Raw genomic sequence first — 18,239 nt, 5'->3', positions numbered from 1 at the left:
CACCCGCACCCGGCAACGGACAGAACCCCCAACGGCGCCTAGCCCGGCAACCCCCGCACCTCTCCGGACACGTGCGACCGTCCACCCGAGCCGCGCAGCTCAAAGCTCCCGCTGCCATCCGCGCCGTACGTCACCGTCCCCGGCAGCAGTACCGGCGCCCTGAACCGCGCCCGGACCACAGTCGCCTCAGGAACGCCGTGGGCGGCCAGACAGCGGGCCACCGTCCACATGCCGTGTGCGATGGCGCGCGGGAAGCCGAAGAGGCGGGCGGCGAAAGGGTGCAGGTGGATGGGGTTGCGGTCGCCGGAGGCGGCGCCGTAGCGGCGGCCGACGTTCTCGGCGAGCCGCCACTCGGCCAGCACGGGCAGCGGCTGCGAAGGCTCCTCCCGGGGCTCACCGGTCCCGTCGGTCCGGTGCCGGGCGAGGTAGGTGCTCCGCGACTCCCATACGCCATCCCCGCCGGCCCGTAGCTCGGTGACCACCGTGGCCTCGGTGCCGCGCCGGTGCGGGGCCAATCCCTCGATGTGGACGGCGAGTTCGTACTCCCCGGTGGCCGGCAGGCCGGTGCGGCGGACGATCTCGATCGAGGTGTGGACCAGGCCGAGCAGCGGCAGCGGGAAGTCCCGGCCGCTCATCAGGCGCATGGCCAGCGGGAAGCCGAGGACGTGCGGGTAGGTGACGGGCAGTGCGTCCGTGCCGTCGGCCGAGCCGGTGGCGAAGCCGCACACCCGCTCGTAGGCGGCCAGCCGGGCCAGGTCGACGCGCAGGCCGGGCAGCACCAGGCGGGTGCGCGGGAAGTCCGCTTCCGGGGACGGGCGCTTGAAGGGGGAGCGCAGGGCACCCCGGGCCAGCAGCGGGGCCAGCGCGAGGGCGGCGGCCAGGGTGAAGCGGCCCGGTGTCGTGCCGGTGAAGCTCAGGTGGCGGTCGGCCATGTCCAACTCCCGCGCGACTCGGTACGAAGTTCTTACTCTGGAGTAAGGTTACCGGAGGTAAGGCCTTGTCGTGGCGCAACCGATCAGGCGGGTGGGCCAGGAAGTTGAAACCCCCTCACATAACCCCCGAGGCTGCACACCCCCGGCTCCGTACCACCCCCGAACCCGCACAAGCCCCCCACAGCGGCCTCGTACGATCACCTGCCTAACCGGCGGTAACCCGTGCTTAAGGCCCGCCGGTGAACACCTCGCCGCACGAGGTACGTACGTCATGCAGCAAGCAGTTCGCCGCTGCACGCCCCAGGAGCCGCCCGTGTCAACTGATCACGTAGTCCAAGCCACCGACTACGACGGCCTCCCGGTCCTCGTGGAGCCCGAGACCCGCCGGCTCGACGGTGCCGTGCGGGAGGCGTACGTCCCCCCGTTCGCGCCGCCGGTCAAGCACGGCTCGCTCGCGGACCTGCCGTTCGACAACGCCGAGACGGCTCCCGCCGCGGTCGTGCTCAGCCGCAGGCTCGCCGACGGCCGCTGGACGGACGTGACCGCGGTGGACTTCGCCGGGCAGGTGCTCGCGGTGGCGAAGGGGCTGATCGCGGAGGGGCTGGTGCCGGGCGACCGTATCGCCGTGATGGCCCGGACCGCGTACGAGTGGACGCTGCTCGACTTCGCCGCCTGGGCGGCCGGCCTGGTCACCGTCCCGATCTACCCCACCTCCTCCGTCTTCCAGACCCGCTGGATCCTGCACGACTCCGGCGCGGTGGCCCTGGTCACGGAGACCCCGGGTCAGGCCGCGGCCATCGGTCCCGAGCTGGAGCGCATGCCGGACCTCAGGCACCTGTGGGTGATGGAGAAGGGGCATGTGGAGCGGTTGGCGGAGCTGGGCGCCCAGGTGCCGGACGGGGAGGTCGGTGTCCGCAGGGGCATGCTGGGGCCCGACACCCTCGCCACGCTCATCTACACGTCCGGCACCACCGGCCGGCCCAAGGGCTGCGCCCTCTCGCACGGCAACTTCTTCGCCGAGGTCGACAACGCGATCGAACTCCTCTACCCGATCTTCAAGGCGAATTCGGGGGAGGACGTGTCGGTGCTCCTGTTCCTGCCGATGTCCCATGTCTTCGGGCGGATGGTGGCGATCGCCTGCGTCCGGGCCCGGGTACGGCTCGGGCACGCGCCCAGCCTGAAGGCGGAGGACCTGCTGCCGGACCTGGCCGCCTTCCGGCCGACCTGTCTGCTGACCATCCCGTACATGCTGGAGAAGGTCTACAACTCCGCGCGGGCCAAGGCGGAGACGGGCGGCCGGGTGGCCGTCTTCGACCGCGCGTCCGCGGTGGCCGTGCGCTACGGAGAGGCGCTGGAGGCCCGCCAGACCGGCACCGGAGGCGGCCCCAACCGGGCCCTGAAGACGGCCCGTTCCTTCTACGACCCGCTGGTCTACCGGCGGATCCGCAACGCCATGGGCGGCAAGGTCAAGTACGCCATCTGCGGCGGCTCACCGCTGGGCCGCCGCCTGGCCGCCTTCTACGCCGGCGCCGGCATCGAGATCTTCGAGGGCTACGGCCTCACGGAGACCACCGGTGCCTCGACGGTGACCCCGCCGCTCAAGCCCCGCCTGGGCACGGTCGGCTGGCCGCTGCCCGGCACCCGGGTGCGGATCGCGGCGGACGGCGAGATCCTGATCGCGGGCGACCACGTCCTGCGCGGCTACTGGGACCCGCAGGCCGGCGGAGTCGTCCCCGCGACCCGGGACGGCTGGCTGCCCACCGGCGACCTGGGCGAGCTGGACGACGAGGGCTATCTGACCATCACCGGCCGCAAGAAGGAGCTGCTGATCACGGCCGGCGGCAAGTCGGTGGCACCGGCGCCGCTGGAGAACTGGCTGCGCCAGCACCCGCTGATCTCCCAGTGCATGCTCGTCGGCGACGGGCGCCCCTACGTCGCCGCCCTCATCACCCTCGACCCGGACGGCATCACCCACTGGCGCCAGATGAACGGCAAGCACCCGGTGCCACCGGAACTCCTGGTCGGCGACCCGGAGTTGGATGCGGTCCTGCAGCGGGCGCTGGACGAGGCCAACAAGCTGGTGTCCCGGCCGGAGTCGATCCGCCGGTTCGCCGTGCTGCCCGTGGACTTCACCGAGACGGCGGGCCATCTGACCCCTTCGATGAAGCTGCGGCGGCAGCACATCATGCAGGACTTCGCGGCCGAGGTGGAGAGCCTCTACACACGCTGAAACGGTCGGCACCCGCTCCCGCCGGCCCCGCCTCGGTCCGGACTCGGCGAGGAGCGTGGAGCGGGTTGCCGCCTGGGTCGGTCGCGGCCCGCCCTCGATCCTCGTACGGCCGCCGGAGCCAGTCAATCCTAAGGTTTCCTCCGTAAACCCCAGTGATAGCTTGGGTGTTGTGACCCTCGACGACCTCCGTGTGTTCGTGGCCGTGTGCCGGGCAGGGAGCCTCAGTTCCGTCGCGCGGGAGCTGGGCTGCACCCAGTCCGCCGTCAGCCAGCACGTCAGGCGGCTGGAGCGGGAGACCGGCGTGGCCCTGCTGGAGCGGCAGCCGCGCGGGGTCGTGCCCACCCGGGCCGGCCGGATCCTCGAAGCCGCGGCGGCCGAGGGGATCTCGGGCCTCGATCTGGCCGTACGGCAGTTGCGCGATCTCCTCGACGGGCACAGCGGACACGTCCGCGTGGCCACCGGTGCCACCACCGTCCGGCACTTCATGTCCGACGCCGTCGTCACCTTCCGGCGCCGCCACCCGCGGGTCAACCTCGAGTTCCGGACGGTCAGTTCCGGCCGTGGCAGTTTCGACGCGCTCACCGACGGCACCCTGGACCTCGCCTGGATCACCCTCGGTCCTCCGGTGCGCGGCATCGAGCAGCGCGCCGTGGTCGAGCTGCCCTGGGTGCTCGCCGTCCCCGCCGACGACCCGCTGGCCACGCGCACCCGACTGGATCCGGCCGATCTCGCCGACGTACGGCTCATCCGGCTGCCGCCGAACTCCGCCTCCGCCGCCCAGCTCGACGCCGCCTGCGCCGAGTGGGGCGTCCGGCTCGGTCACGACACCAGCGTCGCCGACTGGGACACCGCGCTGCTGCTGGCCGAGCTGGGGGTGGGGCGGGCCGTCGTCCCCGCCGTTCCGGGGCTGCCCGTGCCCCGTGAGGGCGCGCTCCGGCTCGTACCGCTGCCGGAGCTGCGGCCCCTGCCGGTCGGCTGGGCGGTCCGCCGCTGGGACGCGCTCAGCCCGCCCGCGAGGGCCTTCGCGGACACGGTCGCCGAACGCTGCGGCCCGCCACCGGTGCGCCGAAACGCCCGCACAGCGCGGTAAACCGGATGTTCTGTTTTTGCCGTGAATCCGCCCCCGGCAAGTGCCGAGGAACGGGTAGCGTAGGAGGGATGCACCCGTATCCATGGTGTGTCGTCAACTGGTCAACCACACAGAAGAAGTGAGCGTCTTGGGCCCACGCACCACCTCGGGAACCGGCCGGGATCGGATCGGTAACGCCCGCTCGTAGCCTGCCTTTCCACCCTCGCCGACTCCGTCACCACGAGCAGAGGCATGAAAGAAGACAACGACGTCCGCCGGATCTTCCTGCTGAACCCTGACCAGCGCCTCGTCCGCGAGGCCGCGCACGCCGGTGTCCAGGTGCGCTCGATCCGGGTCGACGCAACGGACGAGGCGGCCCTGCGCGCGCCGCTCGCGGAGGCCGCCGAGGCCGGGCTGTTCGTCAACCCGGCCCGCGCCCTCAGGGTGCTCTCGGACCCGGCTGCCGTACAGCGCCTGGTCCGCGACAACCGGCTCTCGCCCGGCGGCACCGAGGTCGCGCCCGGCGATCTGCGGCTGACCGTGGAGACGCTGAGCGTGCACGGTATGCACCAGGCCGTCGGGATCACCGCCCGCACCCCCTACGGCCTGCTCCACCCCGCCCCGCTCACCGACGACACCGCCGCCGAGGTGCGCGCGGTGGTGACCGCGCTGCTGGATCTGACCGGATACCAGTACGGGCCGGCCCACATCAGTGTCGCCCTAACCGCGCGCGGGCCGGTGATCACCGGCTGCCGGGCGGGACTCGGGGACGACCCGGTGCCCGAACTGGTCAAGGTGGCCGGCGGGTTCGACCTGGCGGCCGGGGCCATCGAGGTGCTGGCCGGGCGGCTGGTCGACGCGGTGCGGCCGAACCGGTTCGCGGCCGCGGCCCTGCTGAGCCCGCCGTGGCGGCTGGAGACCACCGAGGTGGGGATACTGCCGCACGTCCGGCATGTCTCGCCGCCCGAGGCGCTGCGCCCCGGACACCTCGTCGTGCACGCCGACTCGCCCGAGCTGGCGGCCCGGCGGGTGGCCTCCCTCGCCGCCCTGGTCGTCGGCGACGGCGGCTGACCGGAGACCGGGAACGGATCGGGAACGATCCGGTACAGGGGCACCGCACTGTTGATACGTCGCCGGAAGAAGGACGACGACGCCAGCGACATCAACGGGAGGCGGAGTCAGGATGCTGAAGTTCTCGATCCTCGGGGCGCTGCAGATCCGTACCGTGTCCGGCCCGGCGGAGATCTCCGGCGACCTGCAGCGGACCCTGGTGCAGACCCTGCTGATCAGCGAGGGCCAGCCGGTGTCCGGGGAGAGCCTGGTCGAGGAGATGTGGGGGGACGCCGTCCCCGACAACCAGGCCAACGCGCTCCAGGCCCATGTCAGCCGGCTGCGCCGCAAGCTGCGCGGCCTCGAACCGGGCCGGGCCGGGTCCCGGGTGACCATGCACCCCTCCGGCTACCGGCTCCTGGTGACCGAGGGCGAGCTGGACGCCGCCGAGTTCGTGCGGGCCGTACGGCAGGCCGAGTCGGCCTCCCCGCAGGACGCGGAGCGCACCGCTCGGCTGCTCGGTGGCGCCCTGGCGCAGTGGCGCGGCCCCGTCTTCGGCGGCTTCACCGGCGGGACGCTGTGCCAGCTGGCCGGCGCCCGCTACGAGGAGTACCGGATGCGGGCCATGGAGCTGCGCTTCGACGCCGAGCTGCGGCTCGGCCGGCACGCGGCGGTCCTCGCGGAGCTGACCGAGGCGCACACCAACCACCCGCTGCGGGAGCGCTTCTGCGAGCAGTTGATGATCGCCCTGTACGGCTCGGGACGGCAGGCCGACGCCCTGGACGTCTTCCGCCGGATGCGCCGCCACCTCGACGACGAGCTCGGCATCCAGCCATCCCCGGCCCTGCGTCAGGTGGAGAGCGCGATTCTCTGCCATGACCCGGCTTTGGCCGGTGATGTTCGATCCTCTCTCCTTCAACTTGCGTAAAGGGTTAGCTTTTGACTGGGGCCAAGACGCGCCGCACGGTAACGTGAAGTCGCCTTCCAGCGTGGCCTGTTCGGGTACAACCTAGGATTGTCCCGAACATCTGGGGCTGGTGCGTACGCGATGGGGCGGGGGGGACGGGTTCGTGGAGTCGGCGGCATCCGCTCGGCCTGTCGTGCGTTTCAACATCCTCGGCTCGTTGGAAGGCTGGCACGGCCAGCGCCGGCTGAGACTCGGCAGCCCCACCCAGGAGCGGGTTCTCGTCACTCTCTTACTTGAGCCGGGGCGCATGGTGCCGGTGCCCCGGCTGGTGGCCGCCGCCTGGGACGACGAGCCGCCGCAGACCGCCGGCCACCAGATCCGCAAGGCCGTCGCGGCGCTGCGCACCCGCATCCCCGGCGGCGCCGGGCTGATCGTCACCGACGGCGCCGGATACCGGGCCGTCCTCGGTGAGGACCAGCTCGACCTGCACGAGTTCGGCCGGCGTTCGGCCGAGGCCCGGCAGGCGGTGGCCGCCGGGCAGCCCGCCGAGGCCGTCGGGCATCTGCGGGCCTGTCTGGACCTGTGGCGCGGCCCGGTCATGGCCGGAGCGGGCGGTTCGGTGATCTCCGCGGCCTCCGCCGCCCTCGAGGAACGGCACATGGCCGTCGCCGAGCAGTACTTCGAGCTACAGCTGGAACTCGGCCAGTCCACCGAACTCGTCGGACCTCTACGCGAGTTGGTCACCGCGCACCCGCTGCGGGAGACCCTGCGCGGGCGGCTGATGCTCGCCCTGTACCGAGGGGGCCGGCAGGCGGAGGCGCTGGAGGAGTTCGGCCGGGTGCGCGAGCTGCTCGTCGAGGAGCTGGGCATCGACCCGGGCGCCGAACTGACCCGGCTGTACGAGGCCATCCTGCGCGACAGCCCCGAGGTGGCGCCCCGGGTACCGCAGTCCGTGGCCGACCGTGCCGCCCTCCTGGTCCCGGCCCCCCTCGACCGGCCGTCCGAGACCGACCCGGCGCCCTGCACCCTGCCCTACGACCTGCCGGACTTCACCGGCCGGGACGAGGAGCTGGCCCGGCTGCTGGAGGTGGGCCGGGCCCCGGCCTGCGGATGCGGCCGGATCGTCGGCGTGGACGGCATGGGCGGCAGCGGCAAGACCACCCTGGCCGTGCACGCCGCCCACCTGCTCGCGCCGGACTACCCCGACGGGCAGCTCTTCGTCGACCTGCGCGGATTCAGCCCCGGCGAGAAGGCGCAGGAGCCGGGTGCGGTCCTGCACTCCCTGCTGCGCACCGTCGGCATCCCGGACGACCGGATACCGGACGACCTGGAGCGGCGCACCACCCTGTGGCGAACCGTTTCCGCCCAGCGGAAGCTCCTGCTCCTCCTCGACAACGCCGCCGACGCCGCCCAGGTACGGCCGCTGCTGCCCACCTCCGAGGACTGCCTGGCCATCCTCACCGGCCGGGTACGCATGCTCGAACTCGACGGCGCCGAGTGGCTTCCCCTCGGCCTGCTCTCGGCCGACGACAGCACCACCCTGCTCACCCGGATGCTCGGCGCCGACCGCACCGCCGCCGAACCCCAGGCCGTCGACGACCTCGCCCGGCTGTGCTGCGGCCTGCCCCTCGCCCTGCGCATCACCACCGCCCGGCTGCGCAACCGCCCCCGCTGGACCATCCAGTACCTGGTCGACCGGCTCGCCGACGAGACCCGGCGGCTGCGGGAGATGAGCGCCGGGGAACGCAGCGTCGAGGCCACGCTCCGGCTGTCGTACCAGGGGATGGAGGAGGACCGGCGCGTCGCGTTCCGGCTGCTCGGCCTCCACCCCGGCAGCGCCATCGACGTCCACTCGGCCGCCGCGCTGCTCGGCACCGACGTCCATGACGCCGAGGACGTCCTGGAGCACCTGCTCGACGCGCATCTGCTGGAGCAGCATGAGGCGGGGCTCTACGGGTTCCACGATCTGGTGCGGACGTATGCGATGAGTGTGCGGGAGGCGGAGGACGACGAGGGGAGCGCGGTCGAGCGGCTGGTGTCGTACTACACGCTGGCCACGGACCGGGCCTGCGAGGTGCTCTTCCCCGGCCGCGAGCGCTTCGTCGAGCCGCCCGAGCGGGACCCGTCCGAACTGCCCCGGCTGGACGGGGACGAGCGGGCGCTGCGCTGGTTCGACAGGGAACACGAGGCGCTGCTCGCGCTCGTCGCGCAGGCCGGCGCCCAGGGCCTGCACCGCTCCGCCGCGCTGCTCGCCCGCAACGTGCTCTTCTACCTGGACCTGCGGGGCCACTACGAGGAGTTCCGGGTGGTCGGTCGCATCGGCGTCGATGCCTGCCGACAGCTCGGTGACCCGACGCTGCTCGGCGTCTGCCTGGGCAATCTGGCCGTGGCCCACTGGTGGTTCGGCGACTTTCAGGATGGGATCACCACCGCCCAGGAGGCCCTGGAGTTGGCCGCCATCGACGATCGCCGAGGCGAGGCGATGTGCATCGACGTGCTCGGCATGCTGCACGGTGCGATAGGCAACTTCGACGATGCGCGCATGTACCTGATCCAAGGCATTGCTCTGCACCGGGAGTTGGGCTCGCCTCGGGCCGAGGCCGTGGCGCTGGCCAACCTCAGCACCGTGGAGACCTGGGCGGGCCGGTATGCCGAGGCGGCCCGGTGCGCGGCCCAGGCCACCGAGCTGAACCGGCGCCTCGGCGAGCGCAGCAACGAGATCTCCTCACTGACCTGGCTGGCGCTGGCCCACCTGGGCACCGGCGAGGACGAGCGGGCGAGGGCCTGCCTCGCCCAGGCTCTCGAACTGTGCGACGAGTCCCGGAAACCCGCGAACGTAGCCGTCGTCCTCGCCCAGTGGGCGCGGGTCTGTCAGCGCCTCGGCGACATGCGCTCGGCCGCTGAACACGCCGAGCGCGCCCTGGACCTGGTCTCCGCCGAGGGCACGGCCCTGCGCCAGGCGACCGTGGCGAACGTGGTGGGCCTGGTCCACCTGCGCAGCGGCGCACCCGAGCAGGCGATGGAACTGCATCGTCACGCCCACGATCTGGCCTCCCGTCTGGGCTACCGTTTCGAAACCGCCCGCGCCCTGCACGGCATGGCGGAGGCGGCGCAGGCGCTGGGCGACGAACCGATGGCACGTCGGTATCGGGTCGCGGCGGAGGAGCTGTACGACGCGATGCGAGTGACGGAGGAGGGGCGGCGTCTCTAGGCAACGGCCTTGTGGACGGCGGAACTCACCGGGGCGGCTCGCACGAAGAACGGCACCGACGGGGCGTGAGCCCGGCCGGTGCCGTCGATGCTGCAGTGCGCGGATCGTCAACGCCGTCAGTAGTGGACGAGGCCGGGCGGGCGCTCGTCCGCCAGGGCCGGCGCGGACTGCGCCTGGTGCCCCGAAAGGTCGGAGACGACATGCGCCAGGGCGTCCTGCACACCAGTCGCCGGAACGGCCGCCGCAATGCCGAGCGTCAGTACCCCTGCGCCGGTGAGCGCGGTCAGAACCGTCTTCGTACGCAGTGCGATGGAGCGCATAGGTCTATCCCCCAGGAAGAGACGGATCGTCATCCGGTCGCCGGGCCTCTCCCCGACGCCGCAACCGATGCTCGTGGCGAGCGATCCTGATGCCGTCCCCGCCGGTTCCCGGCACGGGGCGGGCTCCCGGTACTCCCGCTTTCAACGGCCCTCGGGGCTCCTGGGGCCAGGGGCTCTACGCGGGCTTCCGGGCGAACAGGAAGGCCTGCGGGACCGATTCGCCGAGGTCGGTGTCGGGTTCGCGCACCGTGCGGGAGCCGAGCGCGAAACCGGCGGCCGTGAGCAGCTCCGCCAGGTGCTCGGGGCGGCGCCGGTGGAAGTCCAGCGCCACCGGGTGGCCCCAGGGGCGGTCGAGGCGGAGGGGTTGCTCCCCGGCCTGGAAGGCGAGCAGGAGGTGGCCGCCGGGGGACAGGACCCGGTGGAACTCGGCGAACAGCGCGGGCAGTTCGTCCACCGGGGTGTGGATGGTCGAGTACCAGGCGACGACACCGGCCAGCGCGCCGTCCGCGACGGGGAGGTCCAGCATGGAGCCCTGCTCGAAGCGCAGCCCGGGGTTCTCGCGGCGGGCGATCGTGAGCATGGACTCGGACAGGTCGAGCCCGAAGACGTCCAGGCCGAGGGCGGCGAGGTGCGCGGTGATCGGCCCGGGTCCGCAGCCGAGGTCGGCCACCGGCCCGCCGACGCCCACGAGTTCGACGTACGTGGCGAGCAGGGCCCGCTCCAGGGGCTTGGCCGTGTGCATGCCCCGGAAGTGCTCGGCGTAGTCGTCGGCGATGGTGTCGTAGAAGGTGCGGGTGACGGCGAGGAAGTCGCGGCTGTCGGTCATGGGGAGGCACCGTAGCCGGGGCCACTGACAGCCTTCGGGCTACGCCACCCCCGCCAGCCGCAGCACCGCCGTGGTCGCCGCCGCGCCGAGGACCACCACCGCGAACGGCGCCCGGCGCCAGGCCAGGACGCCGCCGACCAGCACCCCGGCCGGGCGGGCCCAGCCCGCGAAGCCGCCGCCCTCGGTCAGGGCGCCCGTGGCCAGCAGGGCGACGAGCAGGACGATCGCGCCCGCCGACGCCAGCTCCTGCACCCGGGCCGGGACCGTCACCCGGCCGTGCAGCAGCGGGCCCACCAGACGGAAGGCGTACGTGCCGACGGCCAGGGCCAGGATCATGGCGACCGTGGCGTTCATACGGCGGCCCCGGCGGGGCGGCGGTGCAGGAACAGCCCGGCCGGCGCGAGCAGCACCGGCACCCCGGCGGGTACGGCGGGCGTCACGGCCAGGGCCAGGGCGGCGCCGAGCAGGGCGCAGCGCCGTACCGCCGCGTCGGCGCGCAGGGTCGGCAGGACCAGGGCCACCAGGACGGCGGGGAAGGCCGCGTCCAGGCCGTAGCGGGCGGTGTCGCCCAGGGCGCGGCCGGCGAGGGCCCCGGCCAGCACGCCGATGTTCCACACGAGGAACAGGCCGATCCCGGAGATCCAGAACGCCCTGCGCCGCCGCCGCGGATCGGGCTGGGCGAGGGCGAAGGCCACCGTCTCGTCGGTGACCAGATGCGCACCGAGGAAACGGGTCGCGCGACCGGTACCGATGGTCTCGGCCACGGCCAGACCGAAGGCCGCCGTACGCGTGTTGAGCAGCAGACCGGTGGCCGCCGCGGCCAGCGGGCCGCCCCCGGCGAGGAGCACCGCGACCGCGCTGAACTGGGCCGATCCCGCGTACACCACCAGCGACATCAGCACCGGCACCCACACCGGCAGCCCGCCCGCGACGGAGATCGCGCCGAAGGAGACACCGACGATGCCGCTGGCCAGCCAGACGAGGGAGCTGTCCCGGACCAGCGAACCGGCCTCGGGCCCACGGAGGAGCCCGCTGCCTCGGAGAGGTGAGCTTGTTCGGAGTAGCGAACGCATGTTTTCTACAATGAACAGCGAACGCCCAGTCCGTCAAGGCGAACGATCGTACCGATGGAGCGAACGACATGTCCGAGGCACCGTCCGGGCCGCCCGCCCGGCTCCCGCTGGAGTGGATCGCCGCGTCCCTCAGGCGTGAGCGCACCCGCACCGGGCTGTCCCTGTCCGAGCTGGCCAAGCGGGCCGGGATCGCGAAGTCCACGCTGTCCCAACTGGAGGCGGCGAGCGGGAATCCGAGCATGGAGACGATCTGGGCCCTGGCGGTGGCCCTCGGGGTGCCCTTCAGCGCCCTCGTGGAGCCGCCCACACCCGCGATCCAGGTGATCCGGGCCGGCGCGGGGCCCACCGTGCACTCGGAGCGGTCCAGCTATCTGGCGACGCTGCTGTCGGCGAGTCCGCCGGGCGCGCGCAGGGATATCTATTACGTCTGGCTGGAACCCGGGACCGTACGGGATTCCGATTCGCACATTCCGGGGACCACGGAGCACATCGTGGTCAGCGAGGGGAGAGTCAAGGCCGGGCCGCGCGGAGAAGCGGTCGAACTGGCGCCCGGGGACTACATGTCGTACCGCGGGGACGTGCCGCACTCCTACGAAGCGCTCGCGGCCCGAACCAAGTTCGTACTGATCATGCAGCACATGTGAACCGGAAATGAACGGGAAAAGGCAGGAGCCCCGTCGCCGGAAGGCGCGGGGCTCCTTGGGTACTGCACTCAGGTTCTGCGGTCAGGCAGAGCTCAGACGGGGGTGACGTTCTCCGCCTGCGGACCCTTCGGGCCCTGGGTCACGTCGAAGGAGACCTGCTGGTTCTCCTCCAGGGAACGGAAACCCTGGGCGTTGATCGCGGAGTAGTGGACGAAGACGTCCGGGCCGCCGCCCTCCTGGGCGATGAAGCCAAAGCCCTTTTCGGCGTTGAACCACTTGACGGTTCCGGTAGCCATAAGCCCTCCTTGGGCTCAAAAGGGTTGCCCTGCTCCAGAACCTGCACGTGCGAAACGGTGCTGCACAACTGCATTCGTCTGAAAACGACGAGAGCCCGCGGTTACATGCTCCGCAGGCTCTGTACTGCAAGGGAAACCAAACTGCAACTTGCGGCGAGCCTAGCACGCGGGCAGCCGAAAGCAATAGAGGTCAAGATCACGTCACCCGAATGTTTGAACCGCCGGACGGGTGTGTTGACGGTGGGGCCGGTCTCAGCACGGTACAGCACGGGGTCTAGTCTCGCGATGTGGACAATTCTCGCACCCGGCCGCGCGTCGGCCACATCCAGTTCCTGAACTGCCTGCCCCTCTACTGGGGGCTCGCGAGAACCGGCACGCTCCTCGACTTCGAGCTGACCAAGGACACCCCGGAGAAGCTCAGCGAGCAGCTCGTGCGCGGCGACCTCGACATCGGGCCCGTCACCCTGGTCGAGTTCCTGCGCAACGCCGACGATCTGGTCGCCTTCCCGGACATCGCCGTCGGCTGCGACGGCCCGGTGATGTCCTGCGTGATCGTCTCGCAGGTTCCGCTCGACCGGCTGGACGGCGCCCGGGTCGCCCTCGGCTCGACCTCCCGCACCTCGGTCCGCCTCGCCCAGCTCCTGCTGGCCGAGCGGTACGGCGTGCGGCCCGACTACTACACCTGCCCGCCCGACCTCGGCCTGATGATGCAGGAGGCGGACGCCGCCGTCCTCATCGGCGACGCGGCCCTGCGCGCCAACCTGCACTACGGGCCCAAGCTCGGCCTGGACGTGTACGACCTCGGGGCGATGTGGAAGGAGTGGACCGGCCTGCCGTTCGTCTTCGCGGTCTGGGCGGCCCGGCGCGACTACCTGGAGCGGGAGCCTGCCCTCACCCGCCAGGTCCACGAGGCCTTCCTCGCCTCCCGCAACCTCTCCCTGGAGGAGGTCGGCAAGGTCGCCGAACAGGCCTCGCGCTGGGAGGCCTTCGACGAGGCGACCCTGGAGCAGTACTTCACCACCCTCGACTTCAGCTTCGGCGAGTCGCAGCTGGCGGCGGTCGCCGAGTTCGCCCGCCGGGTGGGCCCGACGACCGGCTTCCCGGCGGACGTGAAGGTGGACCTGCTGCAGCCGTGATCGCCACGGCACCAAGCCCTTTGTTCCGTAGGAGGGCGGGTGAGCGGGCGGGGCGGAACCGGAGTCGCCGGAAGCGCCTCGATCCGCAACGCTGTTGTTGAGACCGCTTCCGTCCACTGAGAGTCCCACGGCGCCCGAGCCGCCGCGGAGTTCGGAGTTCCGGCAGTGCTTTTCGACGTCACGCGCGGCGAACTCGGCGACATCTTCGGCGAGGACCGGCTCGCGACCCTGCCCGCCACCGCCTTCCCGCCCTCCACCGCAGACACCGAGGGCGCCCGCCTTCTGCAGACCGTCGGCGTCCCCACCGGGACGCTCTGGCTGCGTGAGCCCGACGAGGACACCGGTCGGCTGCACCTCGTCCAGGACGTCGTCGACGCCGAGGACGCCCCGGAGGGCGCGGGCGAATGGCCCGTCATCGGCTGGTTGCTCAACGCCCACCTCGCCCTCGACCCCGGATCCGGCAAGGTGCACGCCTTCGACGCCGACGAGGAGACCGTGCAGGAACTCCACACGGACGTCTCCTCCCTCGTCCAGGTCACCCTCCGGTTCCAGCGCCTGCTCGAGGAGTTCACCTTCAGCGGCGACGACGGCGACGAGGAAGCCGACTTCGAGCGCCTGGACCGCGAGGTCGAGCGCATCTGTCAGGAGACGAGCAGGATTGACCCGCTTCCCTTCCAGGACGACGAGACCGTCTGGTCGGTGGTCGGATGGGAGATAGCCGCGGGCCAGCGCTTCAAGGGCAACAGCCCGGGAGCCCGCTCGCTCTACGGGTGAGACGCTGCTCCACTGGACGACAGGGCCTAGGCTGCGGGCAGTGAGGCGTTGCGGGGGAGAGGTGGACGCCATGGAGCCGCTCGGAGCCGACGAACCGGCCGCCGTCGGGCCCTACCGGCTGCTCGGCCGGCTCGGCTCCGGCGGCATGGGCCGGGTCTACCTGGGCCGCAGCGCGGGCGGCCGTACGGTCGCCGTGAAGATCGTGCATCCGCACTTCGCGCTGGACGAGGAGTTCCGGGCCCGCTTCCGGCGCGAGGTGGAGGCCGCCCGCCGGGTCGGCGGCGCCTGGACCGCGCCCGTCCTCGACGCGGACCCGGAGGCCGCCGTGCCCTGGGTCGCCACCGCCTACGCGGCCGGCCCCTCCCTCGCCGCGGCCGTCCGGGACGGCGGCGCGCTGCCCCCGCACACCGTACGGGCCCTGGGCGCGGGCCTCGCCGAGGCGCTGACGGCGGTGCACGAACTGGGCCTCGTCCACCGGGACGTGAAGCCCTCCAACGTCCTGCTGACCCTGGACGGCCCGCTGCTGATCGACTTCGGCATCGCGCGCGCCACGGACGGTACGGCGTCCCTGACGTCGACCGGCGTCTCCGTCGGCTCGCCCGGCTACATGTCCCCCGAGCAGATCCTCGGCAAGGGGGTCACGGGCGCGGCGGACGTCTTCTCCCTCGGCGCGGTACTGGCGTACGCGGCGACCGGTGAGCCGCCCTTCCCCGGCGACTCCTCGGCCGCGCTGCTCTACAAGGTCGTCCACGAGGAACCGGAACTCGGGGACCTCACCGGTGAGTTGCGGGAGGCCGCCGCCGCCTGCCTGGCGAAGGACCCGACCGCCCGCCCGACCCCGGCCGAACTGGCCCGCAGGCTCGCCCCCGAGGGCGCCGCCCGCCTGGTCACCGGAGGCTGGCTGCCGGGCACGCTGGTGGAACAGGTCAGCCGCAGCGCCGTACACCTCCTGAACCTGGAGACGACAGAGTCGGCGCCGTCGGGTCCGGTGCGGTTCAGCAGCCCCTCGGTGGGCGGGGAATCCGGGGTGGTCGCGGGCGAGCCGGCGTCGGCCGCGGGGGAGTTCGGTCCGGCTCCGGTGATGACTCCTCCGGTGCCGTCCGAGGCTCCGGCCGTGCCCTCGCCGACTCCACCGCAGGACGCGGTGCCGGCTCCCGGGAAGGTCAGCGTCAGCGTGGCGGCGGACTCCGGGCCGGGAGAGAGCGGGCGCGGGCGGCGGGTGAGCTGCACCGTCGCGCTGGCCGTGGCGGGGGCGCTGGCCGCGACGGCCGTCGGGCTCGGGGCGCTGCTGCGGCCGTGGGCCGGCGGGGACAACGACACGGCGGGCAGTGCACCCGCCACCTCCGACTCCTCCTCAACGTCGGCCCCCGCCAACGGCTACTCACAGGAGCCGAGCGCAGCCCCGGGCGCGATCCCGGCCCGCTACCTCGGCACCTGGGAGGGCCGGGCCACCGGACTCGGCGGCAGCCTGGACATGGGCACCTTCCGGATCACCGTCCACCAGGCGGCCGTCGGCAAGGAGTTGGGGCGGCTCAAGCAGACCGACGCGATCGGCGCCGTCTGTACCGACATCCTCACCCTGAAGCAGGTCACGAAGACCCGGATCGTGGCGACCTCGGTGGGCGCCACGGGCAACCACGTCGGCTGCGATCCGGCACCGCACCCGGTGGAGTTGATGCCGGTCGGCGACGACCTCCAGTACTCCGCGGACAGCGCGGCCGAGGGCGACCCGGTGTCCCGGATGTCGAAGGTCGGCTAGGAGGTTCTCCCCCATGAGCATGGGCGCCTTGGTCCTTGCCGCCGCGCTGTGGGGCGTGGTGGCGGGCGCGCTGCTGCCCCGGGCCGCCTACCGCTTCGCCGTCCCGGACGAGGAGCCGTGGCGGGAGCGGTGTCCGGGCGGGCATCCGATCCGCGGGTGGCTCGGACGGGCGCGGTGCGGGGAGTGCGCGCAGCCGTCGTACCAGGCGTCCGCCGCCCTCACCACCGCCACCGCTCTCACCTGCGCCGCCCTCGCCGCCGCCACCGGCACCCGGCCCGAGCTGGCCGTCTGGCTGCTGCTGGCGCCGGTGTGGGTGCTGCTGGCCGCCGTCGACCTGCGGGTGCGGCGGCTGCCCGACCCGCTGACCCTGCCGCTCGCGGCCGCCGGGCTCGCCCTGCTCGGCCTCGTCGCGCTGCTGCCCGAGCACGCCGGCCACTGGCTCACCGCGCTGTACGGCGCCCTCGCGCTCGGCGGCGGCTACTACGCGCTGTGGCTCATCAACCCGGCCGGCATGGGCTTCGGCGACGTCAAACTGGCCCTCGGCATGGGCGCCGTACTCGGCTGGTACGGCTGGCCGACGGTCCTGCTCGGCGCCTTCGCCGGCTTCCTGCTCGGGGCGCTCTACGGCGGCGCACTCGTCGTCGCGCGCCGAGCGGGCCGCAAGACGGCGATCCCGTTCGGGCCCTTCCTCATCGCCGGAGCCTGCGCCGGGCTGCTGATCGGCGCGTACGCAGCCTGAACGCGGGCTGCGCAAACGCCTGGCGTAGGCTGGTTCGGTCCGTCCGCAACCCTTGACGAAAGGGACTTCTGGTGACCGAGAAGGCCGACCTCCAGTCTGTCCTCGACCGTGCCGCTGCCGGTGGGCGGATCACCCCGGAAGAGGCGCTCGTCCTCTACCGCGACGCCCCGCTGCACGCGCTGGGCGCCGCCGCCGACGCCGTACGCCGCCGCAAGTACGCGGGCATCGAGCACATCGCGACGTACATCATCGAGCGCAACATCAACTACACGAACGTGTGTGTCACGGCGTGCAAGTTCTGCGCCTTCTACGCGGCCCCCAAGGACACCGCCAAGGGCTGGACCCGCGACCTCGACGACATCCTGCGCCGGTGCGCGGAGACCGTGGAGCTGGGCGGCACCCAGATCATGTTCCAGGGCGGCCACCACCCGGACTACGGCGTCGAGTACTACGAGAAGCACTTCAAGGCCATCAAGGACGCCTTCCCGCAGCTGGTGATCCACTCGCTGGGCGCCTCCGAGGTCGAGCACATGGCCCGGATCTCGGGTGTGTCGGTGGAAGAGGCCATCACCCGCATCCACGAGGCGGGTCTGGACTCCTTCGCGGGCGCCGGCGCCGAACTCCTCCCCGAGCGCCCCCGCAAGGCCATCGCGCCCCTCAAGGAGAGCGGCGAGCGCTGGCTGGAGATCATGGAGACCGCGCACAAGCTGGGCGTGGAGTCCACCTCCACCATGCTCATGGGCACGGGCGAGACGAACGCCGAGCGCATCGAGCACCTGCGCATGATCCGGGACGTGCAGGACCGCACGGGCGGCTTCCGCGCCTTCATCCCGTACACCTACCAGCCCGAGAACAACCACCTGAAGGGCCGTACGCAGGCGACCCTGTTCGAGTACCTGCGGATGATCGCGATCGCCCGCCTGTTCATGGACAACATCCAGCACATCCAGGGGTCCTGGCTCACGACCGGCAAGGAGGTCGGTCAGCTGTCCCTGCACTACGGCGCGGACGACCTCGGCTCGATCATGCTGGAGGAGAACGTGGTCTCCTCGGCCGGCGCCAAGCACCGCTCCAACCGGCTCGAGATCATCGACCTCATCCGCAAGGCGGGCCGCGTCCCGGCCCAGCGCGCCACGACCTACGAGCACCTCGTCGTGCACGACGACCCGGCGAACGACCCCGTCGACGAGCGGGTGATGTCGCACATCTCGTCGACGGCGATCGAGGGCGGCACGGCGCACCCCGAGCTGAAGCTGCTGGCGTCCAACTGACC

17 protein-coding genes are annotated in these 18,239 nt (G+C 72.2%); 11 read left to right on the top strand and 6 right to left on the bottom strand.

The features are described from left to right. Positions 1–38: 38 nt before the first annotated feature. Positions 39–932, bottom strand: coding sequence for a MaoC/PaaZ C-terminal domain-containing protein (locus CRP49_RS09735; protein ID WP_097253017.1), 894 nt, complete (start codon positions 930–932; stop codon positions 39–41). 271 nt (positions 933–1,203) lie between these two features. On the opposite strand from CRP49_RS09735, the gene CRP49_RS09730 reads away from it, so the two are divergent. From CRP49_RS09730 to CRP49_RS09710, 5 genes are all read left to right on the top strand, one after another. Then, positions 1,204–3,162, top strand: coding sequence for a long-chain fatty acid--CoA ligase (locus CRP49_RS09730; protein ID WP_097253016.1), 1,959 nt, complete (start codon positions 1,204–1,206; stop codon positions 3,160–3,162). 169 nt (positions 3,163–3,331) lie between these two features. Further along, the gene (locus CRP49_RS09725) at positions 3,332–4,252 is read left to right on the top strand and encodes a LysR family transcriptional regulator (RefSeq protein WP_179851559.1); all 921 of its coding nucleotides are present in this window, start codon (positions 3,332–3,334) and stop codon (positions 4,250–4,252) included. A 231-nt stretch (positions 4,253–4,483) separates the two neighbouring features. Continuing rightward, a complete protein-coding gene (locus tag CRP49_RS09720) occupies positions 4,484–5,302 on the top strand; it encodes a hypothetical protein (RefSeq protein ID WP_097253015.1) in 819 nt (272 codons plus the stop codon). Positions 5,303–5,414: 112 nt separating this feature from the next. Then, positions 5,415–6,209 (top strand): AfsR/SARP family transcriptional regulator, encoded by a 795-nt coding sequence (locus tag CRP49_RS09715; protein WP_097253014.1) that lies wholly within the window; start codon positions 5,415–5,417, stop codon positions 6,207–6,209. Positions 6,210–6,381: 172 nt separating this feature from the next. Beyond that, on the top strand, positions 6,382–9,399 hold the full coding sequence (locus tag CRP49_RS09710; protein ID WP_097253013.1) for a BTAD domain-containing putative transcriptional regulator: 3,018 nt from the start codon (positions 6,382–6,384) through the stop codon (positions 9,397–9,399). Positions 9,400–9,515: 116 nt separating this feature from the next. Here CRP49_RS09710 and CRP49_RS09705 read toward each other — a convergent pair whose 3' ends face one another. The 4 genes from CRP49_RS09705 to CRP49_RS09690 form a co-directional block, all read right to left on the bottom strand. Continuing rightward, positions 9,516–9,719, bottom strand: coding sequence for a hypothetical protein (locus CRP49_RS09705; protein ID WP_143669975.1), 204 nt, complete (start codon positions 9,717–9,719; stop codon positions 9,516–9,518). Positions 9,720–9,894: 175 nt separating this feature from the next. Further along, a complete protein-coding gene (locus tag CRP49_RS09700; protein WP_097253011.1) occupies positions 9,895–10,545 on the bottom strand; it encodes a class I SAM-dependent methyltransferase in 651 nt (216 codons plus the stop codon). Between the two features lie 39 nt (positions 10,546–10,584). Beyond that, complete coding sequence (locus CRP49_RS09695; protein ID WP_094215610.1) at positions 10,585–10,899, bottom strand: AzlD domain-containing protein; 315 nt, start codon at positions 10,897–10,899, stop codon at positions 10,585–10,587. After that, positions 10,896–11,618, bottom strand: coding sequence for an AzlC family ABC transporter permease (locus CRP49_RS09690; RefSeq protein WP_097253010.1), 723 nt, complete (start codon positions 11,616–11,618; stop codon positions 10,896–10,898). The genes CRP49_RS09695 and CRP49_RS09690 overlap by 4 nt, the downstream gene beginning before the upstream one ends. Before the next feature lie 68 nt (positions 11,619–11,686). Between CRP49_RS09690 and CRP49_RS09685 the strand changes: the two genes are divergently transcribed. After that, positions 11,687–12,262 carry a helix-turn-helix domain-containing protein gene (locus CRP49_RS09685; RefSeq protein ID WP_097253009.1) on the top strand — a complete coding sequence of 192 codons (576 nt, stop codon included), beginning with the start codon at positions 11,687–11,689 and terminating at the stop codon, positions 12,260–12,262. Between the two features lie 92 nt (positions 12,263–12,354). Here the strand turns inward: CRP49_RS09685 and CRP49_RS09680 are convergent, their stop codons facing one another. Next, positions 12,355–12,558, bottom strand: coding sequence for a cold-shock protein (locus CRP49_RS09680; protein ID WP_003974443.1), 204 nt, complete (start codon positions 12,556–12,558; stop codon positions 12,355–12,357). A 287-nt stretch (positions 12,559–12,845) separates the two neighbouring features. Between CRP49_RS09680 and CRP49_RS09675 the strand changes: the two genes are divergently transcribed. From CRP49_RS09675 to mqnC, 5 genes are all read left to right on the top strand, one after another. Beyond that, the gene (locus tag CRP49_RS09675; protein ID WP_094215607.1) at positions 12,846–13,694 is read left to right on the top strand and encodes a menaquinone biosynthetic enzyme MqnA/MqnD family protein; all 849 of its coding nucleotides are present in this window, start codon (positions 12,846–12,848) and stop codon (positions 13,692–13,694) included. Positions 13,695–13,859: 165 nt separating this feature from the next. Continuing rightward, complete coding sequence (locus tag CRP49_RS09670) at positions 13,860–14,468, top strand: SUKH-4 family immunity protein (RefSeq protein WP_097253008.1); 609 nt, start codon at positions 13,860–13,862, stop codon at positions 14,466–14,468. Between the two features lie 70 nt (positions 14,469–14,538). Further along, a complete protein-coding gene (locus CRP49_RS09665) occupies positions 14,539–16,227 on the top strand; it encodes a serine/threonine-protein kinase (protein WP_097253007.1) in 1,689 nt (562 codons plus the stop codon). 13 nt (positions 16,228–16,240) lie between these two features. After that, complete coding sequence (locus tag CRP49_RS09660) at positions 16,241–16,966, top strand: A24 family peptidase (protein ID WP_097253006.1); 726 nt, start codon at positions 16,241–16,243, stop codon at positions 16,964–16,966. A 71-nt stretch (positions 16,967–17,037) separates the two neighbouring features. Then, complete coding sequence (gene mqnC / locus CRP49_RS09655) at positions 17,038–18,237, top strand: cyclic dehypoxanthinyl futalosine synthase (RefSeq protein WP_094215604.1); 1,200 nt, start codon at positions 17,038–17,040, stop codon at positions 18,235–18,237. Positions 18,238–18,239: the final 2 nt, after the last annotated feature.

This window comes from Streptomyces sp. Ag109_G2-15 (assembly GCF_900215565.1).
GTDB lineage: Bacteria > Actinomycetota > Actinomycetes > Streptomycetales > Streptomycetaceae > Streptomyces > Streptomyces diastatochromogenes.
The sequence above is the reverse complement of the archived record's forward strand: the minus strand, read 5'-3'. Positions and strand labels throughout refer to the sequence as shown.